13 protein-coding genes are annotated in these 17,002 nt (G+C 68.5%); 3 read left to right on the top strand and 10 right to left on the bottom strand.

What is annotated here, in order from left to right; all coding sequences use genetic code 11:
* Positions 1-679: 679 nt before the first annotated feature.
* The 3 genes from QR77_RS49675 to QR77_RS42720 are packed head-to-tail and all read right to left on the bottom strand — an operon-like array spanning position 680 to position 2,026.
* Positions 680-1,132 carry a hypothetical protein gene (locus tag QR77_RS49675; RefSeq protein ID WP_236711239.1) on the bottom strand — a complete coding sequence of 151 codons (453 nt, stop codon included), beginning with the start codon at positions 1,130-1,132 and terminating at the stop codon, positions 680-682.
* On the bottom strand, positions 1,123-1,275 hold the full coding sequence (locus tag QR77_RS47235; RefSeq protein WP_160311023.1) for a hypothetical protein: 153 nt from the start codon (positions 1,273-1,275) through the stop codon (positions 1,123-1,125). Before QR77_RS47235 ends, QR77_RS49675 begins: the two co-directional genes overlap by 10 nt.
* A 7-nt stretch (positions 1,276-1,282) precedes the next feature.
* Complete coding sequence (locus QR77_RS42720) at positions 1,283-2,026, bottom strand: sigma-70 family RNA polymerase sigma factor (protein ID WP_160311022.1); 744 nt, start codon at positions 2,024-2,026, stop codon at positions 1,283-1,285.
* A gap of 401 nt (positions 2,027-2,427) precedes the next feature.
* Here QR77_RS42720 and QR77_RS41160 point away from each other — a divergent pair, with 401 nt between their 5' ends.
* The gene (locus QR77_RS41160) at positions 2,428-2,661 is read left to right on the top strand and encodes a hypothetical protein (RefSeq protein ID WP_052489867.1); all 234 of its coding nucleotides are present in this window, start codon (positions 2,428-2,430) and stop codon (positions 2,659-2,661) included.
* A gap of 249 nt (positions 2,662-2,910) precedes the next feature.
* Here QR77_RS41160 and QR77_RS41155 read toward each other — a convergent pair whose 3' ends face one another.
* The 4 genes from QR77_RS41155 to QR77_RS41140 form a co-directional block, all read right to left on the bottom strand.
* Positions 2,911-3,882 (bottom strand): TniB family NTP-binding protein, encoded by a 972-nt coding sequence (locus QR77_RS41155; RefSeq protein WP_040029689.1) that lies wholly within the window; start codon positions 3,880-3,882, stop codon positions 2,911-2,913.
* A gap of 74 nt (positions 3,883-3,956) precedes the next feature.
* Positions 3,957-6,059 carry a Mu transposase C-terminal domain-containing protein gene (locus tag QR77_RS41150; protein ID WP_040029587.1) on the bottom strand — a complete coding sequence of 701 codons (2,103 nt, stop codon included), beginning with the start codon at positions 6,057-6,059 and terminating at the stop codon, positions 3,957-3,959.
* Positions 6,056-6,787, bottom strand: coding sequence for a TnsA-like heteromeric transposase endonuclease subunit (locus QR77_RS41145; protein WP_236711260.1), 732 nt, complete (start codon positions 6,785-6,787; stop codon positions 6,056-6,058). Before QR77_RS41145 ends, QR77_RS41150 begins: the two co-directional genes overlap by 4 nt.
* 187 nt (positions 6,788-6,974) lie before the next feature.
* Positions 6,975-8,369 carry a hypothetical protein gene (locus tag QR77_RS41140; RefSeq protein ID WP_040029687.1) on the bottom strand — a complete coding sequence of 465 codons (1,395 nt, stop codon included), beginning with the start codon at positions 8,367-8,369 and terminating at the stop codon, positions 6,975-6,977.
* Positions 8,370-8,559: 190 nt separating this feature from the next.
* Between QR77_RS41140 and QR77_RS41135 the strand changes: the two genes are divergently transcribed.
* Positions 8,560-9,168 carry a hypothetical protein gene (locus QR77_RS41135; RefSeq protein ID WP_150130623.1) on the top strand — a complete coding sequence of 203 codons (609 nt, stop codon included), beginning with the start codon at positions 8,560-8,562 and terminating at the stop codon, positions 9,166-9,168.
* Complete coding sequence (locus tag QR77_RS41130) at positions 9,165-10,586, top strand: hypothetical protein (protein WP_150130622.1); 1,422 nt, start codon at positions 9,165-9,167, stop codon at positions 10,584-10,586. Before QR77_RS41135 ends, QR77_RS41130 begins: the two co-directional genes overlap by 4 nt.
* A 534-nt stretch (positions 10,587-11,120) precedes the next feature.
* Here QR77_RS41130 and QR77_RS41125 read toward each other — a convergent pair.
* The 3 genes from QR77_RS41125 to QR77_RS42715 all read right to left on the bottom strand — a co-directional run bounded on the left by QR77_RS41125 (position 11,121) and on the right by QR77_RS42715 (position 16,554).
* Positions 11,121-12,992, bottom strand: a complete 1,872-nt coding sequence (locus QR77_RS41125) for a DUF2813 domain-containing protein (protein ID WP_040029584.1) — start codon at positions 12,990-12,992, stop codon at positions 11,121-11,123.
* A 156-nt stretch (positions 12,993-13,148) separates the two neighbouring features.
* Positions 13,149-15,827, bottom strand: coding sequence for a DEAD/DEAH box helicase (locus QR77_RS41120; RefSeq protein ID WP_078877959.1), 2,679 nt, complete (start codon positions 15,825-15,827; stop codon positions 13,149-13,151).
* A gap of 37 nt (positions 15,828-15,864) precedes the next feature.
* Positions 15,865-16,554 carry a hypothetical protein gene (locus tag QR77_RS42715; protein WP_052489843.1) on the bottom strand — a complete coding sequence of 230 codons (690 nt, stop codon included), beginning with the start codon at positions 16,552-16,554 and terminating at the stop codon, positions 15,865-15,867.
* Between the last annotated feature and the right edge of the window lie 448 nt (positions 16,555-17,002).

Raw genomic sequence — 17,002 nt, 5'->3', positions numbered from 1 at the left:
GGCCCGAAGCGCCCGAAAACGTACTCACCCTCTGTGTTTCCGCAGGTGGGGCCGTGTGGGACCGGCGGGAAGAGACGGAGGTGAAATGTGATGCCCGTCACTGATCTAGGCTGTGTCCCTGGCCTTTCTGGCGTGCGGGGAAGCGATCAGGACCACGTCGGCAAGGTCGAGACCGTTGTCGACTATGCGCACCCCCGCCGTCGGCGAGTACCGGTGACATCAATGGTGCCCGCATGGCCCGGCAATGCCTCGTCGACAGAGTTGTCGATGACCTCAGGCCGAGACCCGCGCTGATTCGCCTCGCGGAGACGACCGCGGCCTCTCCCCCGAGCGGCCGGCCACAGGTAGCTGCACCAGCCCTTGCAGGACTCCCTGCACTATCCCTTGCACCACCGGTTGCACTATTCCTTGCGCCAGCCTCGGCTGCTCCCGTCCGGAACCGCAGGTCAGACCGCCGTTGCCGCGTGGTGAGTGAGCCGACTTCCTCGTCTGCTGCCCTGATGTACCTGTGGGGGTTCGTGGTGGGTGGGGGTCGGGGTGGGCGGCGGTCTCGGAAGCGGGGGCGCCTGCCGCGCGGGCCGATTGAGGGCGGGCCGCCTGATGGCGACCCGGGCGTGTGTCAGCCTCCGGCCAGCGCCCGCCGAATCGCCCGGCCGCCACCCACACGGACGGCACCCGCTCACACCACCACGGCCTCCTTCGCCTTCGCCTTCGACTTCACCAGGGCGGCAAGCGGGGAGCGCCGGCCCTTCCCGACGCTGCGCAGCTGCTCCCAGTCGACTTCGGGGTGCGCGTCGACGACCGCGTCGACGGATGCCGTGGTGAACATCGGCACGTCGACCGCCCCGGCGCGGGAAGTACCGAACCGCACCTCCTGCCACTCGGCAGGCGTGATCCATCCCAGGGTCCGCATGTGGTCGAAGTCGGCGCGGCGGACCCGGAGGCGGGCTGCTGCCTGTTCGAGTCCGAGCGGGGTGTCGGCGTCGACCAGGTCCGCCAGGTCCTCGCGGCGGCAGACGTCCGCGACCTGGTCGGGGTGGTGCAGCGTCCCGTCCGGGTTCGCGCTCAGGTCGACTAGGAGGCCGCGGTCGACGAGCCAGGCCGCCGTCCCGGACTGCGACGTCAGGAGCACGTACTGTACGTCGCGGCGGAGAAGGACACCTTGCGCCAGCAGTTGACCGGCTGGCTCGCCGCAGCGGGCATCCCGTTCTCATGGCGGTCACGCAGCTTCGGGATCACCTGGGAGGCTTCGCGCACGAAATGGAACTGCACCATCGCTTCCCTACAGCCACCCCCACGCCTCCATCATCGCAAGACACACGAGTGCCGAAACCAGGAGGACGAGCAACTCCTTCCCAGCGCGGACCAGATTCCTCTTGTAAGACCTGATGTTCGGGCGTTTGGTGTCCTTGTTCCGGCGCTTGGCCCACGCACTGCAGGCAAGGGATGCTTCATGCCCCGCACCACCCACCGCCGTAAGAAGCAGGGCCACCAGGACAGTCACCGCAGTGGCGAGCGCCGCCAGGAGCGCGACCCTGGCGCGTGTGACGTGCTGAGCCACAGTGCCGGGGTGCACACCCATCCGCTTTGCGGTTTCCTGCCGGGTGTAGCCCAGCCCGTCGACTGCGACCACTGCGGCACGCTGTTGCTTCGGCAGATCCGCGAGTGCTCCTTGTACTGCGATACGGTCGGTTGCCGGGCCGCTGAAATCCGGCTGTGTCGGTGGGTCCCAGCGCACCGGGCTGACGGCGCGGGCCGCCTCGATGGCGGTATGCATGGAAAGACTCCGGGCCAGTTGTTCCACCTCTCGGTGAATCACGCCGTACACGTAGGCGCGTGGGTTCTCCAGCTCGTTCGCCTTGGGCAGCGCTGCGGCAAACGCCATGTTGACGAGGTCGTCGGCATCGGCCACAGATGGTGGAACCAAGGCCAGGGTGAGCAGTTTGCGAGCCTTGCCGGCCATCTCTTCGTAGTACTCGGCGAATACCGTGCCCAGTACTTCGGCCGTCGCTTCCGGCTCAGACATCCGCCCTCCCATGTGTCCGCGGCGCTTGTTCTGATCGGTCAAGCTCGCGCTCAGCACGGATCATCTCAGCCTGGCCGCGGGCTCGGATGCGGTATGCGACGCTGTCCAGCACTTTTGTAACGCCCAGTCCTAACTGCACAGCCAGTACCACCAGAATGCCGAGGAGCTCCACTGCCAACCACCTTTCAGCGTGCGACCGTTTGTGCACTCCGCGGATCGGAGCAACGGCCGTTCACTCTGTAGAGGTGCGAGGTGTCGGTTCTGATGACACGCGTTCCAAGATTCTTTTCTGCACACGCCGCTTACCAGCGCATGAACCCGACCTCGCGAGGCGTCGGCAGCGGCTGCTGACCACGGTGCTGGGGAACGGCTCGACGGCGCCGACGCGGGCCGGGCAGCGCTTGCATGCTCTGGATCGGCTGCGACAGCCGCGTCTGCCCGACCAGCGCTGGGAGGAGACCACCGCGCACCGGATGGCCTGGAACGCCGGGGACGTGTCCGTGTGCGGCCCCTGCCGCACCGACGACGTCGCCCGCGAGGAAGCCGTCGCCGAAGCCGTTCGTCTCCGGGCCGCCGCACCGCCGGAGCCGGAGGACGGCCAGGAGCCAGGCCGGCACTGCGGCTTGTTCCGCTGACGGCCCTGACAATGCCCTCCTGACGCTGGGCGGGGGGTTTGTTGGTGTACGGCGAGGCGGCTGGCCTGGTGTGTTGCTGGTTTGCTGAGAGGCGGAGTTGGCGGTTTGGTCGGGGTGGTCGGGGTGTGTGAGCTGGGGTTGTGTGTTGTGTGTTGAGGATGGCTGGGTGTGTTGTAGGTAGTTCTAGCGTGTAATGGCCCGGTTGGCGTTTGTGCTGGTCAGGGCCTTTTGCCTGTCTGATGGGCGGGGTTAGCGGGTGCGGGTGTGGGGGCGGTGGTGGGTTTCGGCGAGGTGGTCGAGTCGTACCGCGTCGAGGGCTGCTTTGGTGATGCGTTCGGTGCCGTCGCTGATGGCGGTGATGGCGGCTTGGCGGATGAGTCTGGTGAGGGATCCGATGCGGCCTGCGGTGCGCTGGTGGAGGTAGGGGGCGTGGCGGGGGAGGGTGCCGGGTGTGTGCTGTGGGAGGTCGAGGTTGTTCTCGATGTCGGTGATGACGTCGCGGAACGGGTGGCGGGTGCCGTGGCGGGCGGGGAGAGGGCCGCAGTCGACGAGCGTGGCCCGTCCGGCGAGTTGGGCGCCGCGGGTGCCGGTGAACAGGGGTGTGTCGGTGACGTTGATGCCTGCGTAGACGAAGGTGGCGGGCAGGCGTTCGCTGAGGTCCTTCAAAAGGTCGGCGGTTTGGGCGCCGGTGGTGGTGCGGGGGTTGAGGCGGTGGATCTCGTCGATGAGGACGAGTTGGACACCGGCTTGGGTGTAGGTGTGGCAGACGGCGTCGGTGATCTGGGTCTGGGTCATGCGGGCGGTTATGGGGATGCCGAGGTAGCGGGCGAATTCGGTGATGAGGGTTTTCGCGGTGGCGCCGGGCGGGACCAGGACATACGCGACGGGTACCGCGGCGTGTGCTGATCCGGGCGGGGGCGGGTTTTTGCGGGTGTGGGCGAGGTGGCAGGTGCGGCCGACGTTCAGGAGGGCGGTGGTTTTCCCTGCGGCGGCGGGTCCGGTGACGATCAGGGAGGGCCGTGCGGTGGTCTGTTGATGGCGGCCGAGGATCATCAGGGTGCGGACCTGGGTGGCCAGTGTGCTGATGGCGGGGGTGCGGATGGTGACGAACGCGGAGTGGTAGGCCAGGCGTTCCTCTGCGCTGCGGGGCGGGTCGCCGGGTCGGGGAGGGGCGGGCGGGTCGGTTATCGCGAAACGGTGCCAGCCCTGCCAGGTGGTCAGGGGCCAGGACAGCTCGGCCTCGCGCCTGTCGTCGGTGCCGCCTTGTGTGCTGCCCGCGTTTCTCTGGCTCGGGTTCACCATGTGGCGGCTTCCTCATAGGCGTTGTAGAGCCCGAATCCGGCGGCCGGGGCGGGGCTGAAGTCGTCGTCGGGCAGGTCGTCGAGGTCGTCGATGCTGTCGTCGCCCTGCTGTTCCGGGCTGTCGGCGGGTGCTTCGGTGCCGTGGTTCCCATCGCGGGCTGTGGGGAGCGGGACGTGAGCGGTGCGGGCCAGGAGAGCCTGCTCCGTTTTGGTGGCGTGGCCGCTGTGGACGCGGCGCATGAGCTGGTCGAGGGCGTCGGCGAGGTCGGCTTCGTGCTGCTCGGTGTCACCGTGGCTGCTGTGCAGGGCGAGGGTTCTGATGTGCTGCCAGGTGCGTTCGTCAAAGGGCCGGTGGACGTGGTCGCGGTGGATCCACGGAATCTCGGTGAGTTCGCCGTCGGGCAGCCGGACCCAGACCTGGCGCACATCGTGGGGGTTGTAGTGGATCTCCCATTTCCCGCCGCGGCCGGCGATGGGGGAGGGCTGGCCGCGGTGCGGGGCGAGGAGGTCTGCGTCGTAGGTGCGGTGGTGGATGCGGATGCCGGAAGCGGTGATGGCCTGCCAGCGCACGGGCAGCAGCTCGAGGTAGTCGCGGCCGGTCAACGGAACGGGCACGTATCCGGCGACGGCGACGAGCGCGGCCCACATCTGGTTCGGGGTGAGGGCCTTCTTGGGCATCATCGGGTGGCGCAGCCCTTCGTGGGGCCGGTGGTGGTAGTGCACCAGCCACTCATCGAGCAGGTCCTGCAGCTGGGCGGCGCTGTAGCAGGCGTCTTTCTCGGTGTCGGGGCCGCGGCGGGTGACGTCGGATCCGGTGTAGCCGGGCAGGTGCTGGCAGAACAGGTGATTGATGGTGCCGAAGGTGCGCTCGACGATGCCTTTGGCGGTGGGTGCGTGGGGCGGGGCCGGCTGGACGCTGATGCCGAGGCTCTCGCAGGCGGCGGTGAACGCCCGGGAGACGAAGACTTTGCCCCGGTCGACGACGATCGTCTCGGGCAGGACGACCGGCTGGGCCGCCGCGCCGGCCAGGCGCTCGTCGAGCGTGGCCAGTCGCTGGTGGGGGAGTGCGCGGGCATGGTCCATGCGCAGGATGTCCGGCCAGGTCGGCCTGGCGGGGTGTGGGACGGCCATCTCCGCGAGCAGCAGGGCCGCGTCGACGGCTTTGGTCGCGCTGGGGCAGAGCACGGCGGCGAGGATGGCGCGGGTGGCGACGTCGACGGCGATGGTGAGTTCGGGCCGTGCGAGGCGGCCGTCGTCGAAGAGGGCCAGGACGTCCAGGCGGGTGGTGTCGATCTGGACCTGCTCGCCGGGCCGCAGCGCCGTGGCAGGCGTGAAGGCTCGCCCTTCGAAGCTGGCGGGCACCTGGCGGACGGGGCCGGAGGGTAGTTCGCCGGGGCGGGCGAGCGTGGTGACGAGACGGTACAGCGTGGCCTGGGACGGCACGGGCACCGCACCGGGGCCGTGCTGTTCCTGAAGGATCTGGTTGATCAGCGGGAACAGGCCGTTGACGGTGCCCTTGGAGCGCCCGCGCCGGCGGCGCAGCGCCTCACGGACGGCTGCGACGACCCGTTCGTCGGAACGCCCGGTGGGGCTGGAAGCGCGGGTGGTGCGGTGGTCCAGGAGCCCCCACAGGCCTTGCTTGCGGTAGGCCAGGCGCATGCGCTGCACCGTGGTGCGCGAGATGCGGCCGAATCCCAGGGCGGTCAGTTCCTCGGCCTTGGCCTGCTCCCGCTCGGCCAGCGTGTGCCGTGCGGGGTCGTACTGCTCCCGCACCGCTCCAGCACTGCCGGGCCCGTCGGCAAGGCCGCATTCGACTTCTCTCACGTGCCGCTGCCAGGCCAGGGCCTTCTCCCGCGCCGCGGCGGGGGCGGTCTCGAACAGCCCCCACTGCGGGGCCGCCTGTGGTACATCGGCCCCGACGACGCTGAAGCCGGGATCGGCGAACAGGTACCCGGCGAGCACCGCCTCGCCACCGCCGTCCGGGCCGACGAGGTGAACGGTCTGCCCGGACAGGGCGACCACCTGCCACTTCACACCGCGGAAGCGGACATGCGCCCCGACCTTCACGGCCGGCCGGGCGTTGCGCCGCGCGGTCACCAGACACCTCCCGCCTTGCCCGGACCACTCCAGCCCGGAGGGCCGACCAGGACGCGGTCATGCAACGCCACCTCCAGATCTGCCGTCACCCGCCCGTGCCACAGGGCGTGGAAGACGGAGGGGAGAATCTCAAGCGGATCGCCGGCCGCTTCGGCGCCTTCGATCAGTGGCCGCGGCCGCGCGAACGCCTCCACAACTGCGTGCGTCAGGCCGGGGCGGCCGGCGTTGCGGGGGTGGCGGTAGCCGGCCAGCCATTTCAGATTGGCGGCCAGAACGCCGTCGAGCGGTGCAAGGCGCCGGTAGGTCCAGCCGGTCTCCTCACATGCCGCACGCACCGCTTCGGCCGCCTTCACAGCGCGTTCGCCGCCGGCATCCGGGTGGCTGGGGCAGTCGGCCAGCAGACCCGTGCCATCGCGGTACCGGGCGAACAGCTGCGGCACCCAGGAACGCACCCGGCCCCGCTCGTCGCGCCACAGCAGCCGTACCGGACGCCCCGCGAGCCCGGCCACATCGGGGTCGCGGTCCAGGACCATCAGCTGGGTCCGCATCGCGTTCGACCCCGCGGCCACGTGCCGTCCGGTGGTCGCCGACCACCACAGACCCGGCCCCCAGCGGCGCCCCGGGATCACCGGGAACGCCGACACTGGTGGCAACTCCTCGAACGGCATGGTCATGGCGGCATCCGCCCACCGCTGCTGGACCGTCTGCCCCACCGGGTCAAGGAACACCGCCTCGAACCCGATCCCACGATCCACCGCCGCTCGTCCTGTCCGGCCCCCGGGCCGGGCCGCTCCTGTGCTGATCACCTGCGTCAGCCAAGCCGTTCCCGCCGACAGACACCGTTGTTTTCAGGATTTCTGCCACAAACGAGTGCCGTTTCAGCTAACAGCCGACGCACCCGTCGGCCCGTGGCTCTCAGCCGTCGTCTTCTTGCCGGCCCGCTGTCAGCATGCTCCTGAGCGTTTCGGTGGGCGTGTCCGCCCACCGGGCGACCTCCTCCAAAGGCACTCCGGCGTTCGCGGCGGCCAGGGCGGTCCGCTTCCAGGCGTTCTCGATCAGGACAGCGCTGTGGCGGAGGTTGCCCAGGAGCTGCTCGGCAACGTCGGCGGTGGGCCCGGTCTGCACCCCGCGCAGTTGGTGGAGCTGCTCCTCGGCGCTCTCGATCTCACGGGTGATCAGCATGCGCTGTTCTGCGGACACCGACGCCCGCCACATCCTCCCCGAGCCCGGCGCCCGTTTCTCCTTGCCGAGCATCCGCAACTGCCCGGCCATCGTCACCGGCTGATGTTCCCGGCGCACCCACCACGGATCATCCGCGTACCCGGCCGGGCCGCCAGCCGTGCGGCGCTGGCGGATGACGCTGCCCATCCACGCGATCAACGGGCCGCCGTGATCCGTCGCTGCCAGTGGCCCCAGCCACTCCCGCCCGACCAGCTCACCGAGCCGGCGGCAGAACAGCCCGTCAGCGGGCAGCGCCCGCGGCCGCCCCGCACCACTGTCCACCCACACCAACTCGGCCATGCCTGGATCCAGCAGCGCGTCGGCGACCGCCACCACCTCGGGGAAGACGACCGCGTCCCGCCCCACGACCCGCCACCACTCAAATTCCGACCCGGCGTCACCGCCCGCGACCTGATGCAGCCGCCGCGGCCAGATCGTCTCCCGCTCCCAGCGCAGGGCCTGGTCCCACCACCGGGCCACCACCGCATGAGCCAGCGCGAAGACCCTCTCCGGCTCGGCCCCGGCCCGCACCGCCCGCCGCGCCACCCCGCTCCACCGCCGCTGCGCCGCGGCCATCTCCGGCAAGTGCCGCACGTCCAGATACTCGTGGGGCTGGTCGGCGTCCGCGTCCAGGAGCCACCGCCCGTGCCGGACACACACCCGGGACCAGAGCGGTGCGTACCGCACCACCCCCACGACCGTCCCTGTACGCCGGGCGGTGCAGAGGCGGCAGCCGAACGCCACCGGCCCGGCGACCCCACCGCCGATCCGCCACGCCGCCGCCGGCACTCCGCTCTCTTCGGCGGGCAGCTTGGCGTCCTCCTGCCCCCAGGACGGCAACGCCCGCGCCAGCACACCTTCCTCGACGCCGCACAGGCCTGACAGGAGCTGCCGTCCAGCCACATTCAGCAGCACCTCGGCGTCTGCCCGACAGGCCCCGCCCTCGTGCTTGGGCTGGTGGTTGCGCCAGTGCCAGCAGGACCGCAACGCCTTGGACTCCAGTCCGTAGCGGCTCGCGATGCGGCAGATCAGCGACAGGGTCGTCTCTCCGTGCAGGGGAGCGGTCCGCAGGAGGCCGGGGGGAAGGATCACTCCGCCACGGTCTCGTGTTCGCCGATCAGGAAGGGCGTTTTCGCAGTAGTTCCTTCCGGCCCCGGCCGTCGTTGGCTCACTTCCCCAAGGCCGCAGATGCCCCTTCCTGAAGCCAACCCCCTCAGTGTGGTGGGAGATTAACCCGTTCGAGCACACCGTGATGATCCGATCGCACTAAGCTACGCCTGTGGTGGTTGGCGAAGACGCTCAGGTGAAGGGCTTCTCAGGGGCCCGCAGAGCAAAGCAGTGGCTCGAGGGCACGATGCGCATCTTCGGCGCGTACGCGAACACGGACTCGGAGTCCTGCGGCCGCCGTCTGACTTTGGCGTGGCCGTACGGAGGCCGGACCTTCTCCTTCGATCTGGGGGGCGCCATGCGTGGTGACCCCTACCAGAACGACATGTTCTGCGCAGAGGTCAAGAACTACGCACAGCCGAGCGACCAGGGAACGCAGTTCGACGAGTTCCTCGCCAAGTGCTACGTCGCCGCCCAGGCCCAGCACCATCTCAGCGATCACTTCATGTGGATCACTTGGGCACCGTTCCGTGCGAACTCCTGGTCCGCTCTCAACTCACCCGGCCAGGTGGAGACCGCAGTCCTTCAGCACAGCAGCCGCGTCTTCGGCACCAGCGACACCGAGGAAGCCCGAAAACTCCTGGACGCTGAACTCGCCCGATCGGTCGCCGAACGCCTGTGGCTGATCGTGCTCTCGGACAAGCAGGAAACCCTTCTGCCGCTCAAGGACTGGGCAGCCATCGTCGCCGCCGAACTCACACGCAGAGAGGGCTCGTGGTGAACATCGTCGAACAGTCGATCTCCCAGGCCATGGACGAGCCCGACGACCGGATGATGTTCACCCGGGTCAAAGACATCGTCGCCCGGCACCTGCGCCGCATGGACCCCGGTGCCACCGTCACCAAGACCGAGTTCTTCAACCACACCCACGTCCCCGACATGGTCCTGGAATGGCCCGGCAGACCCCGTACACCGCGCCGCTTCATCTATCTGCGCACCACATCGGACCAACGCGAACTCGAGGACGATCTGCAACGCCTTCCCCGCGCAGACCGGCCGGTGCTTCTGGCTCTCGGCCAACTGCCCTCCGTCCGTCAACAGGGAGATCTCCTCACTGAGCCAGGCAGCAGCACCGCGCTCCTCCTTGACGCATCCGCGCTCGGAGCACTCCAGCCAGCCGATGATTCTCCCGGCATCCCTCATCTGGTGTCCCGCTCCGTCCTCGAAGGCGGCCGTGGCACCCTCGACAAAGCGGCGACCGAGGAGTTCTTGAGTACGGTCGTTCAGGGGGCGGAGGCCGCCCGTGCGGGAGAACGCGTTCCCACCCGCGATGCCGTCGACGCCCTCGCCGCGCGGATGACCACCGATGTCGCCGACCGGATGTCAGCCTTCCTCGCCGCGCTCTGGCAGGGAGGCGGATCCACACTCGCCAGCTTCCCCGCGCCCCAGCGAGGCGTCGGCCATCTCGACGAGACGGCTCTGATGTACCTGCTGGAATCCGAGGACATTGCCGACGCCGCGTTCTGGAACCGGGTCGTCCGCATGATCAGCCTTTCTGTCCTGCTGCGCACTCCTGTTGCCGGCACCGGAAATCTTCAGCACCTGATGCGTGAGGCGATCCGGCTCTGGACCAGCCGTGTCTGCATGATCGTGCCCGGCGTGGCAGACGCGGACATCAGCCCGTGGCGCTGGGCAGTGAAGGCCGGCCAGCTGATCCTGCAGACCCCGCGTTTCCATGTGCTGGTTGCCCAGTCCCGGCGCCAGCTCCCGTCCGGCCAGGAACACGATCTGCCCCGCCTCGACGAGGTGAGGAACAGGGCCGACCGCTTCGGCATTCCGTTGACTTCTCTTCGCATGGTCGTAACGGACCGCCACGTCGGATACGGCGGCCCCGGCGACGACATCTCCCACGACGCCCAACTCGACGGCATCAGCGACGCGCTGGGACAGGCCGAGGGAGTCATCGAGGCGGACGCCCGCGTCCCCTCCGGCGAGACTCTCCAATGCGTGTTCGGCTCCGGAATCGCCAGCGCCCGCGGCGCACGTACCCAGGTGCCGCTGGATGCTCTCCTCGGCACAACGACACGGCTGCTCTCCGAGCTCTCAAGCGACGAAGCCGAGAAGATCACCCAACTCCTTGGTGCCCAAGGCCCGCCTCCCGACCAGCCATGGAGTCAGCCCAGCTTCGACGACGTATAGGGCTCATGCCGGACCGGCCAGTACAACGCGGGTACCGACAGCACCTGGCCATGCGAGCAACACACCGACGCCCCCTGACGGAGTCGGCTGCGGGCACGAGCGAGAGCACCTCAGCAACTACTGATCAGCGCGCTCGGAAAGCCCGGGTCTCGGCCAGAGCACCAATAGGACGGCCTTGAGGAGCGGTCCTTGGAGACATGCCGGAGAGTTGCATCAAAGGCCTCTGCGGGCCCGTCGCGGCTCTCGTTACAGACGGGCGATCGGGCGGCGGGGTGATGTCAGTGGTGGCGGGCAGAATGTGGTCAGGGGAAGGAGTGGCGATGTCCACTGATGGGTCTGACCTGCAGATACCTGCGCCCAGCGGTTGCCGTTGGTGTGGGATCGATGAACGTGAGCACATGCAGCGATGGAAGCCGCCAGTGGGGTGGCACGAGTGGGTTGCTCCGACGCTGGAGCAACGCAAGGAGCGAATGAGGGCGCGCCGCCGCCAGCGCCCTTCCGGGGCTGGCGGCATCCAGGCCATGCAGGGACGTCTCAGGATGCTAGCTCTCTGAGCTGTTTGAAGACGCCTCGCAGCTGCTCCGGTACGTCGTCCGGGTCGTCCAAGGCCATGGCCAGCTCATACATCATCTCGGGCTTGCCGCCGGGACCGTTCTCGCTTCGTTCCTGGAGCATTTCCTGGACTGCTCCGCTGAACTTGCCTTCGCCTCGGAGGGCGGCGAAGTCGGCAGGCTGCCAGATGCCATAGGTCTTGGCCCAGATCTTGTTGGCGACGCGTGCCCATACGTCGTCGTGGAAGAGTTCTTCGAGCTCGTTGTACTTCTCCTGCTGCGGGGCGTCATCCTCCGGCTCACCGAGGAACTTCACGTAGCGGCTGGCATGGGAGCCGAAGAACTCGGTGAGCTTGGGGGTCTTGAAAATTCCCTTGCGCACGTTGCGGCTGTCGGCGTCGACGACCAGCATGATCGTGCGCCTCTGCTTGATCAGGTATCGGGCCAGGTGCAGGGCGCCTTCGTTGTTGAAGCAAGCCCACAGAGCGATGCCGGCTGCCTGCAGAGACATGCCTTCGCATAACCGGAACAGCAGTGGGAATGCGCGCTGCTCGGTCTCGCCTTCTACGGCCAGGAAGCAGCGTTCGTGCAGCAGTACCGAGTTCCGCAGGCCGACCGCGGCTGCGATCTTCCCCAGGTGTTCGTCGATCTCATCGCCGAGCAGCCCTGTGCCGAGTCGTTCCACCACGGTGCGGTGGTCCTCCAGCTTCAGGTGCACCACGTCGGAGATGTCGACACCGTCGATGAGGTTCATCGAGTGGGTGGCAACCAGCACGCTGACGTTGGGGATATCGCTCTGCGTCCGGATCAGTTGCATGATCTTGCGCTGGTGGGTGTAGTCGAGGTGGGTGTCCGGCTCGTCGTACACCACGATTGTCTGCACCGGCGGCGGTTCAGGAGCCTCCTCGTCACCTGTGCTAGTCGTGGGGGTGGTGTCCTGTTCCTCCGCCAGCAGTTCGCTCGTCCATTCCCAGATGGCTAGCGAGACGCGACGGTTGCTGCCCAGCCCGGTGCGATCCAGTCCCACCGCTTCGCCGGCACGGCGTGCGACACGCAGAGGCGCAGCCTTGAACCCCTGCTGGAAGGAAACGTCAGGCTCGACGGAGACCTTCTGCAGGTCCGGACACCGCATTTCGATGTGCTCACACAAGGACTTGGCGTCGATGCGCAACCGGTCCTGGACCTCGTCCTCGATGGCGGTGAGCTTGCCCTTGAGGTCTGGATCGGCCATGTAGCTCTGGAATCGGCCGACCAACACGGTCTTGACGGCATCATCAGGCTTCTTGCCGTCGAACGGTAGGTATCGCGGCATGCGCTTGTCGAGACCGGCCGGCGCAGCCATCCAGCCGTCCGAGCCGGAGTGTTCACGTCCGTACATACGCAGAGCCTGCTCGAGGTCTGGCTTGCGCATGGAGGTGGGTGAGAGCCCGAACTCCTTCACCAGGTCCCTCAACGCTGGCACGAGAAGCTGAGACAGGTCACGCAGCCGCTCGTCGGCCGGAATCGGCTGCCAGACGTCCAGACGAGAAATCAGGTCTTCTCCGGAGCAGCGCCGTAGCCGAACCTGTGCGGGGAGGTCGAACCGCTCCTGCTCCCAGGCGTCCAGAGTGAACGCCCCCTCGACGCTGCTCTCCTCGCACCGCACCGGCGCCGACTCGACTTCTCCGTCGACGGTCAGGTAGGTGCGGTCGTCCTCCGCCAGTGCGTGCTCGCCGAGCAGGAAGGCGAGAGCGTCCAGCAGCGCGCTCTTGCCTCCGTCGTTGTGTCCGGCAAGGATCGTGGGCTTCCTGACTGGGACGTCTGCGACCTCGGTCAACGAGCGGAAACCACTCACGCTAAAGCTGTTCAGGTGCACTGCGCGACTGCTCCAATTTCCGCGCCGATGCCCCTTTGCGAGCCCACAGCCTCTGCCAAAGACGCCTGGCACTTCTATCCCCAACCCCAGTCGGCCCATCCTAGAGTGTCCGGCCCAGCACCACCCGCAGTCCCGCTCAACCCCACGCGTGCCTCGCTACGCCCACGTGATGCCCAGCTTCCGTAGCGCAGCGAGCTGTTCAGCGGTGAGCTTGTCGCGCCGCGACTTGGTGTTGCTGTACCAGATGCCCAGTTTCACGGTCACCGGTTCCGTCTCGCCGTCTACCGTGATGGTCTCGCTGTGCCCCCGTGGTACGGGCCGGTCGGTGCCTTCCCGCTCCACCCACTGCTCCAGGGCCTTCAGACCCCGCTGGAACGCCTGCTGCGCCTTGTCCGGGCTCTTCATCGTGAACGTGGCCGCCGGTGCGGGAGAGGGGGCCGCAGCGGCTTTGATGCCCAGTGCGGTCAGCCGCTCTCGCTGTTCGGGCAGGAGCTGTGCCCAGGTGCCTGGTTCTTGTTGCCGCCATGTCCAGGTGCCGATGTCGTCGCCGTCGTAGACGACGCCGGGCGCGATGTAGGGCAGGACGCCGTCGGCGTCGACCAGGTCGGCGAGCACCCGGTAGTGGCGCTGCCAGTCCAGCGGCCACGGGCAGTCCCAGTCCGGGTCGATCGCGGTGAGCTGCGCCGCGCGTTCCGCTGCCCGCTCGGGGTCTTTACCCAGGCCGTTCTTCTGGCCCTTCCGGCGGAGGTTGGCCATGTGCTGCCCCACCGGCACCAGTCCGTCGGCTTCGCTCTCGCCCCACACCGCGTCCTGCCGGGGTGCGAGGTGCCCGGTGGCCCGGCGGTAGGAGCGCAGCGCGGCGAGCTTGGTCTCCCAGGCCTCTTCGCCGGGCTCCCAGACCATTCCGGCCTCGGGTGCGTCCAGGAGCTCTTTGCGGTGGGGATCGAGTTTTCCGGCGCGCAGTGTCTTGCGCTGCTGGTGCACCCACCGCCCCAGGGGGAAGGCTTTGGTGACGCCGGCCTCGGTCTCGGTGTCGTAGGGGACGGCGTACAGGCCGGTGATCGTGTTCTCCTTCCGCCAGTTCTGCAGGGCTTCGTAGCCCTGCAGCCAGGCCAGGGATTCGGGCTGGTAGACCCAGGTGCGCAGGAACGCCGCGATGGTCGCCGAGTCCCGGGGGGAGGAGAAGTGGAGCAGGGCCGACTCGGCAGCGGCGGTGTTGTCGTCCTGCTCCTGGTCCTCGCCGTCACCCTCACCGCCGCCGACGATCCGCCCGTTCTCATCCCGCTGGAGGTGAATCTTCCGCTTGCCGCTGGTGAGCGCGCGGGAGGCGAGCTGCTCGACCATGCGCTTGTCGTGGCTGCGCAGGCCCTGGAGGACCGCTACGAGGGGGCGGTAGCTGGCGCTGGCGACCATGCCGGTCGGGTCCTCGCGGGGTTGGAGGAACACCGGCACGATGATCCTGGCCACCTTGGTGGAGTCGTCCTTGTTGGGCCTGAGCGCCCGGCCGATGTTCTGGACGATCTCGACCTGGGAGCCGCGGGTGTCGGCGAAGCAGACGGCCTCGACTCCGCGCTCGCCGGTGATGTCGACGCCTTCCCCGAGCACGCGCACCGACGCGAGGAAGGCGCGGTGGACCCGCCGGCTGTTCGCGTCGATGCCGTTGGCGAACTGGCGGATCGTCTCGCGTCGTTCGGCGACGGTGTGGTCGCCGCACAGCCACGCAGTCCAGACCCGGTCCGGGGGTACGTGGCGGCCTGCATCGAGTTCGTAGAACTCCGCGTTGAGTGAGGACTTCGGCAACCGGTCCGCGGCGGCCAGATCTTCGTTCGAGGCGTCGTTGACGTACAGTTCCGCCGCCGTCTCGGGCAGCTTGTCCGCGAACGCGCGGGCTTCTTCGACTTTCTGGTGGAACGTCATGACGGTGCGCAGGTTGTGCGCGGCGGCGTGCTCCAGGAGCGCGGTCTGCAGGAGGGCCAGACGCCGGCCGCGCCGGGCTTCCTCCGACTCCCCGAGGACCGGGGAGGGGTCGCGGATCTCCAGGATGTCGATCTCGAACCCGGCGAGGATCTTGCGCTCGATCGCCTCGCTCAGACCGAGTTCCGCGAGCCACTCGCCGTAGGTGCCGTCCGGGTCGTTGGCCATGGTCGCGATCTCCACATCCTTGCCGTCCTTGCCCTTCTTGGCGCTGGGGGCGGCGAGAATCCGCGGGGTCGCGGTGAGGTAGAGCCGGAAGTCCGCCGGGATCCGCTGGTTGTCGTGGATCGCCGCCCACGGACGGCCAAGATCACCAGCGGTTCCGTGGGCCTCGTCCACGATGGCGAGGTGGAACGGGTCCATCTGCTGCCCGTAGAGCCGCTCCCCGCCCGCCAGGGCGGCCTCCAGCGGCCCGCGAACCTTCCCTTGTCCAGTGATGTCGGTGGGGTCTTCGCGGTCCACGAGGGAGGCGTACGTGGCGAACACGACCACGGGTCCGTGCCCGGCCCACAGGGCGAGCTGGATCGGGTTCGTGGTGGTGCGCACCCCCAGCGAGTTGAGGACCGGGTCGTTCTCCAGCGAGCACACCGCGACCATCGGCGCCCTGTGGCCGACCAGGCGCCATGCCTGGGCTGTCTGCGCGAGCAGGTCCAGGGTCGGCACGGTCACGAGGATCCGGCCGTCCGCGAAGCTCTCCAGCGCGCACGCGGCGGCCGTGATCGTTTTGCCCGAGCCGGTCGCTGACACGATGGTGCCCCGGGCGCCCTGCGGGGGCACAGATGACCTTGCAGGGAATCCCACCCACCTGCGAAACGCGGAGCGCTGATCTACCTGGTGTTCCTTGAGCTGAATCGCTGACATTTGGTTTCCTCCCCGAGCGCTGAATTCGTGTGGTGTTTCAGAGGGCCGCGTGCGGAATGCAGGCCGCGCCCGAGTCGTTCCAGATCGACGCGTCCGCCTTGTGCCAGCCGCCGGGCTTTCCGTCCTTGAAGGGCGGCTTGTTGTCCGGGTCGTAGTGACCGGCATCGAGCGTGCAGACGACGTAGTCCCCGTCGCTGTTCACCGTCCGCGCCGTGCACAGACCGCCGGCCTCACCCAGCGCCTCCAGGACCTGGCGGCGCGCCGTGGTGTGCGGATACGTGGCCGGCAGCACGGCTTTCCGGACGTACCTCTCCAGTCGCACCAGGTCGGCCCGCTCACGCTGCCTCACGTCCGCGATGTGTACGGCCAGTTCAGCGGACCCGGCAGACCGGCCGCCGCGCCGGGACCACTCCCGGTCCGCGATGCCCACCAGGGCCTCGCTGGTCCTCTTCACGCCGTCATCCCAGCCGTCCTCGAACACCGGGCCGCGCGAAGGCGGCGCCATGCCGTCCAGCTCCACGACCTCGCTCTGCGCCCCGGCGACCGCTCCGGCCTCCAGCGCGGCCACGAGGTCGTCCGCCTCGCTGGCGGGCACGCCCTGCGCCTCCATGAGCGCGAATAGCCGGAGCCGGGCATTGACGCCCGCCGTCTGATACTGGATCACCCGGCGGATGGAATCGCGGCTCAGCGCGGGATCGGGTCCGGTAGATTCGTGGTGACCGGTCATCTGCGGTCGTTCCTCTCGGAATTCCGGGGAGTTCCCGGGTGGTTGGAGGGTGTCCCGTGTTTCCGCCAACGGTACATGCTGCATCAACCTGATGCGCGCGGTACACTGGAACCCACACGAACGAGCGACCCCGTTCCTCGCAGCCAGCCCGGTCCGCGCAAGCAGGTCTCAAGGCCATGAAGGCGAAGCCGGAAAGGCCGTTGGGCGGAGGAGCGAAGCGGACTCACGCCAACAGTCTGGAGCGAAGCGAAAGACTCGCATGAGCAGGCGCAGCCTGACACGTCCCGGGAGCGCAGCGGACGGGACGTCATCCCCCTTGCGTAGCAAGGGGGATGAGTGTGATGCGCAGCATCACACCAGCGCTCCCGCGGAGCGGGAGCGCAACACCCGGGCGCAGCCCGGGTGTTCACTTGCACATCGCGCAGCGATGTGATACCCGCTCCGCGGG

It is taken from the genome of Streptomyces sp. 150FB, assembly GCF_000818195.1.
Taxonomy (GTDB): domain Bacteria; phylum Actinomycetota; class Actinomycetes; order Streptomycetales; family Streptomycetaceae; genus Streptomyces.
The sequence above is the reverse complement of the archived record's forward strand: the minus strand, read 5'-3'. Positions and strand labels throughout refer to the sequence as shown.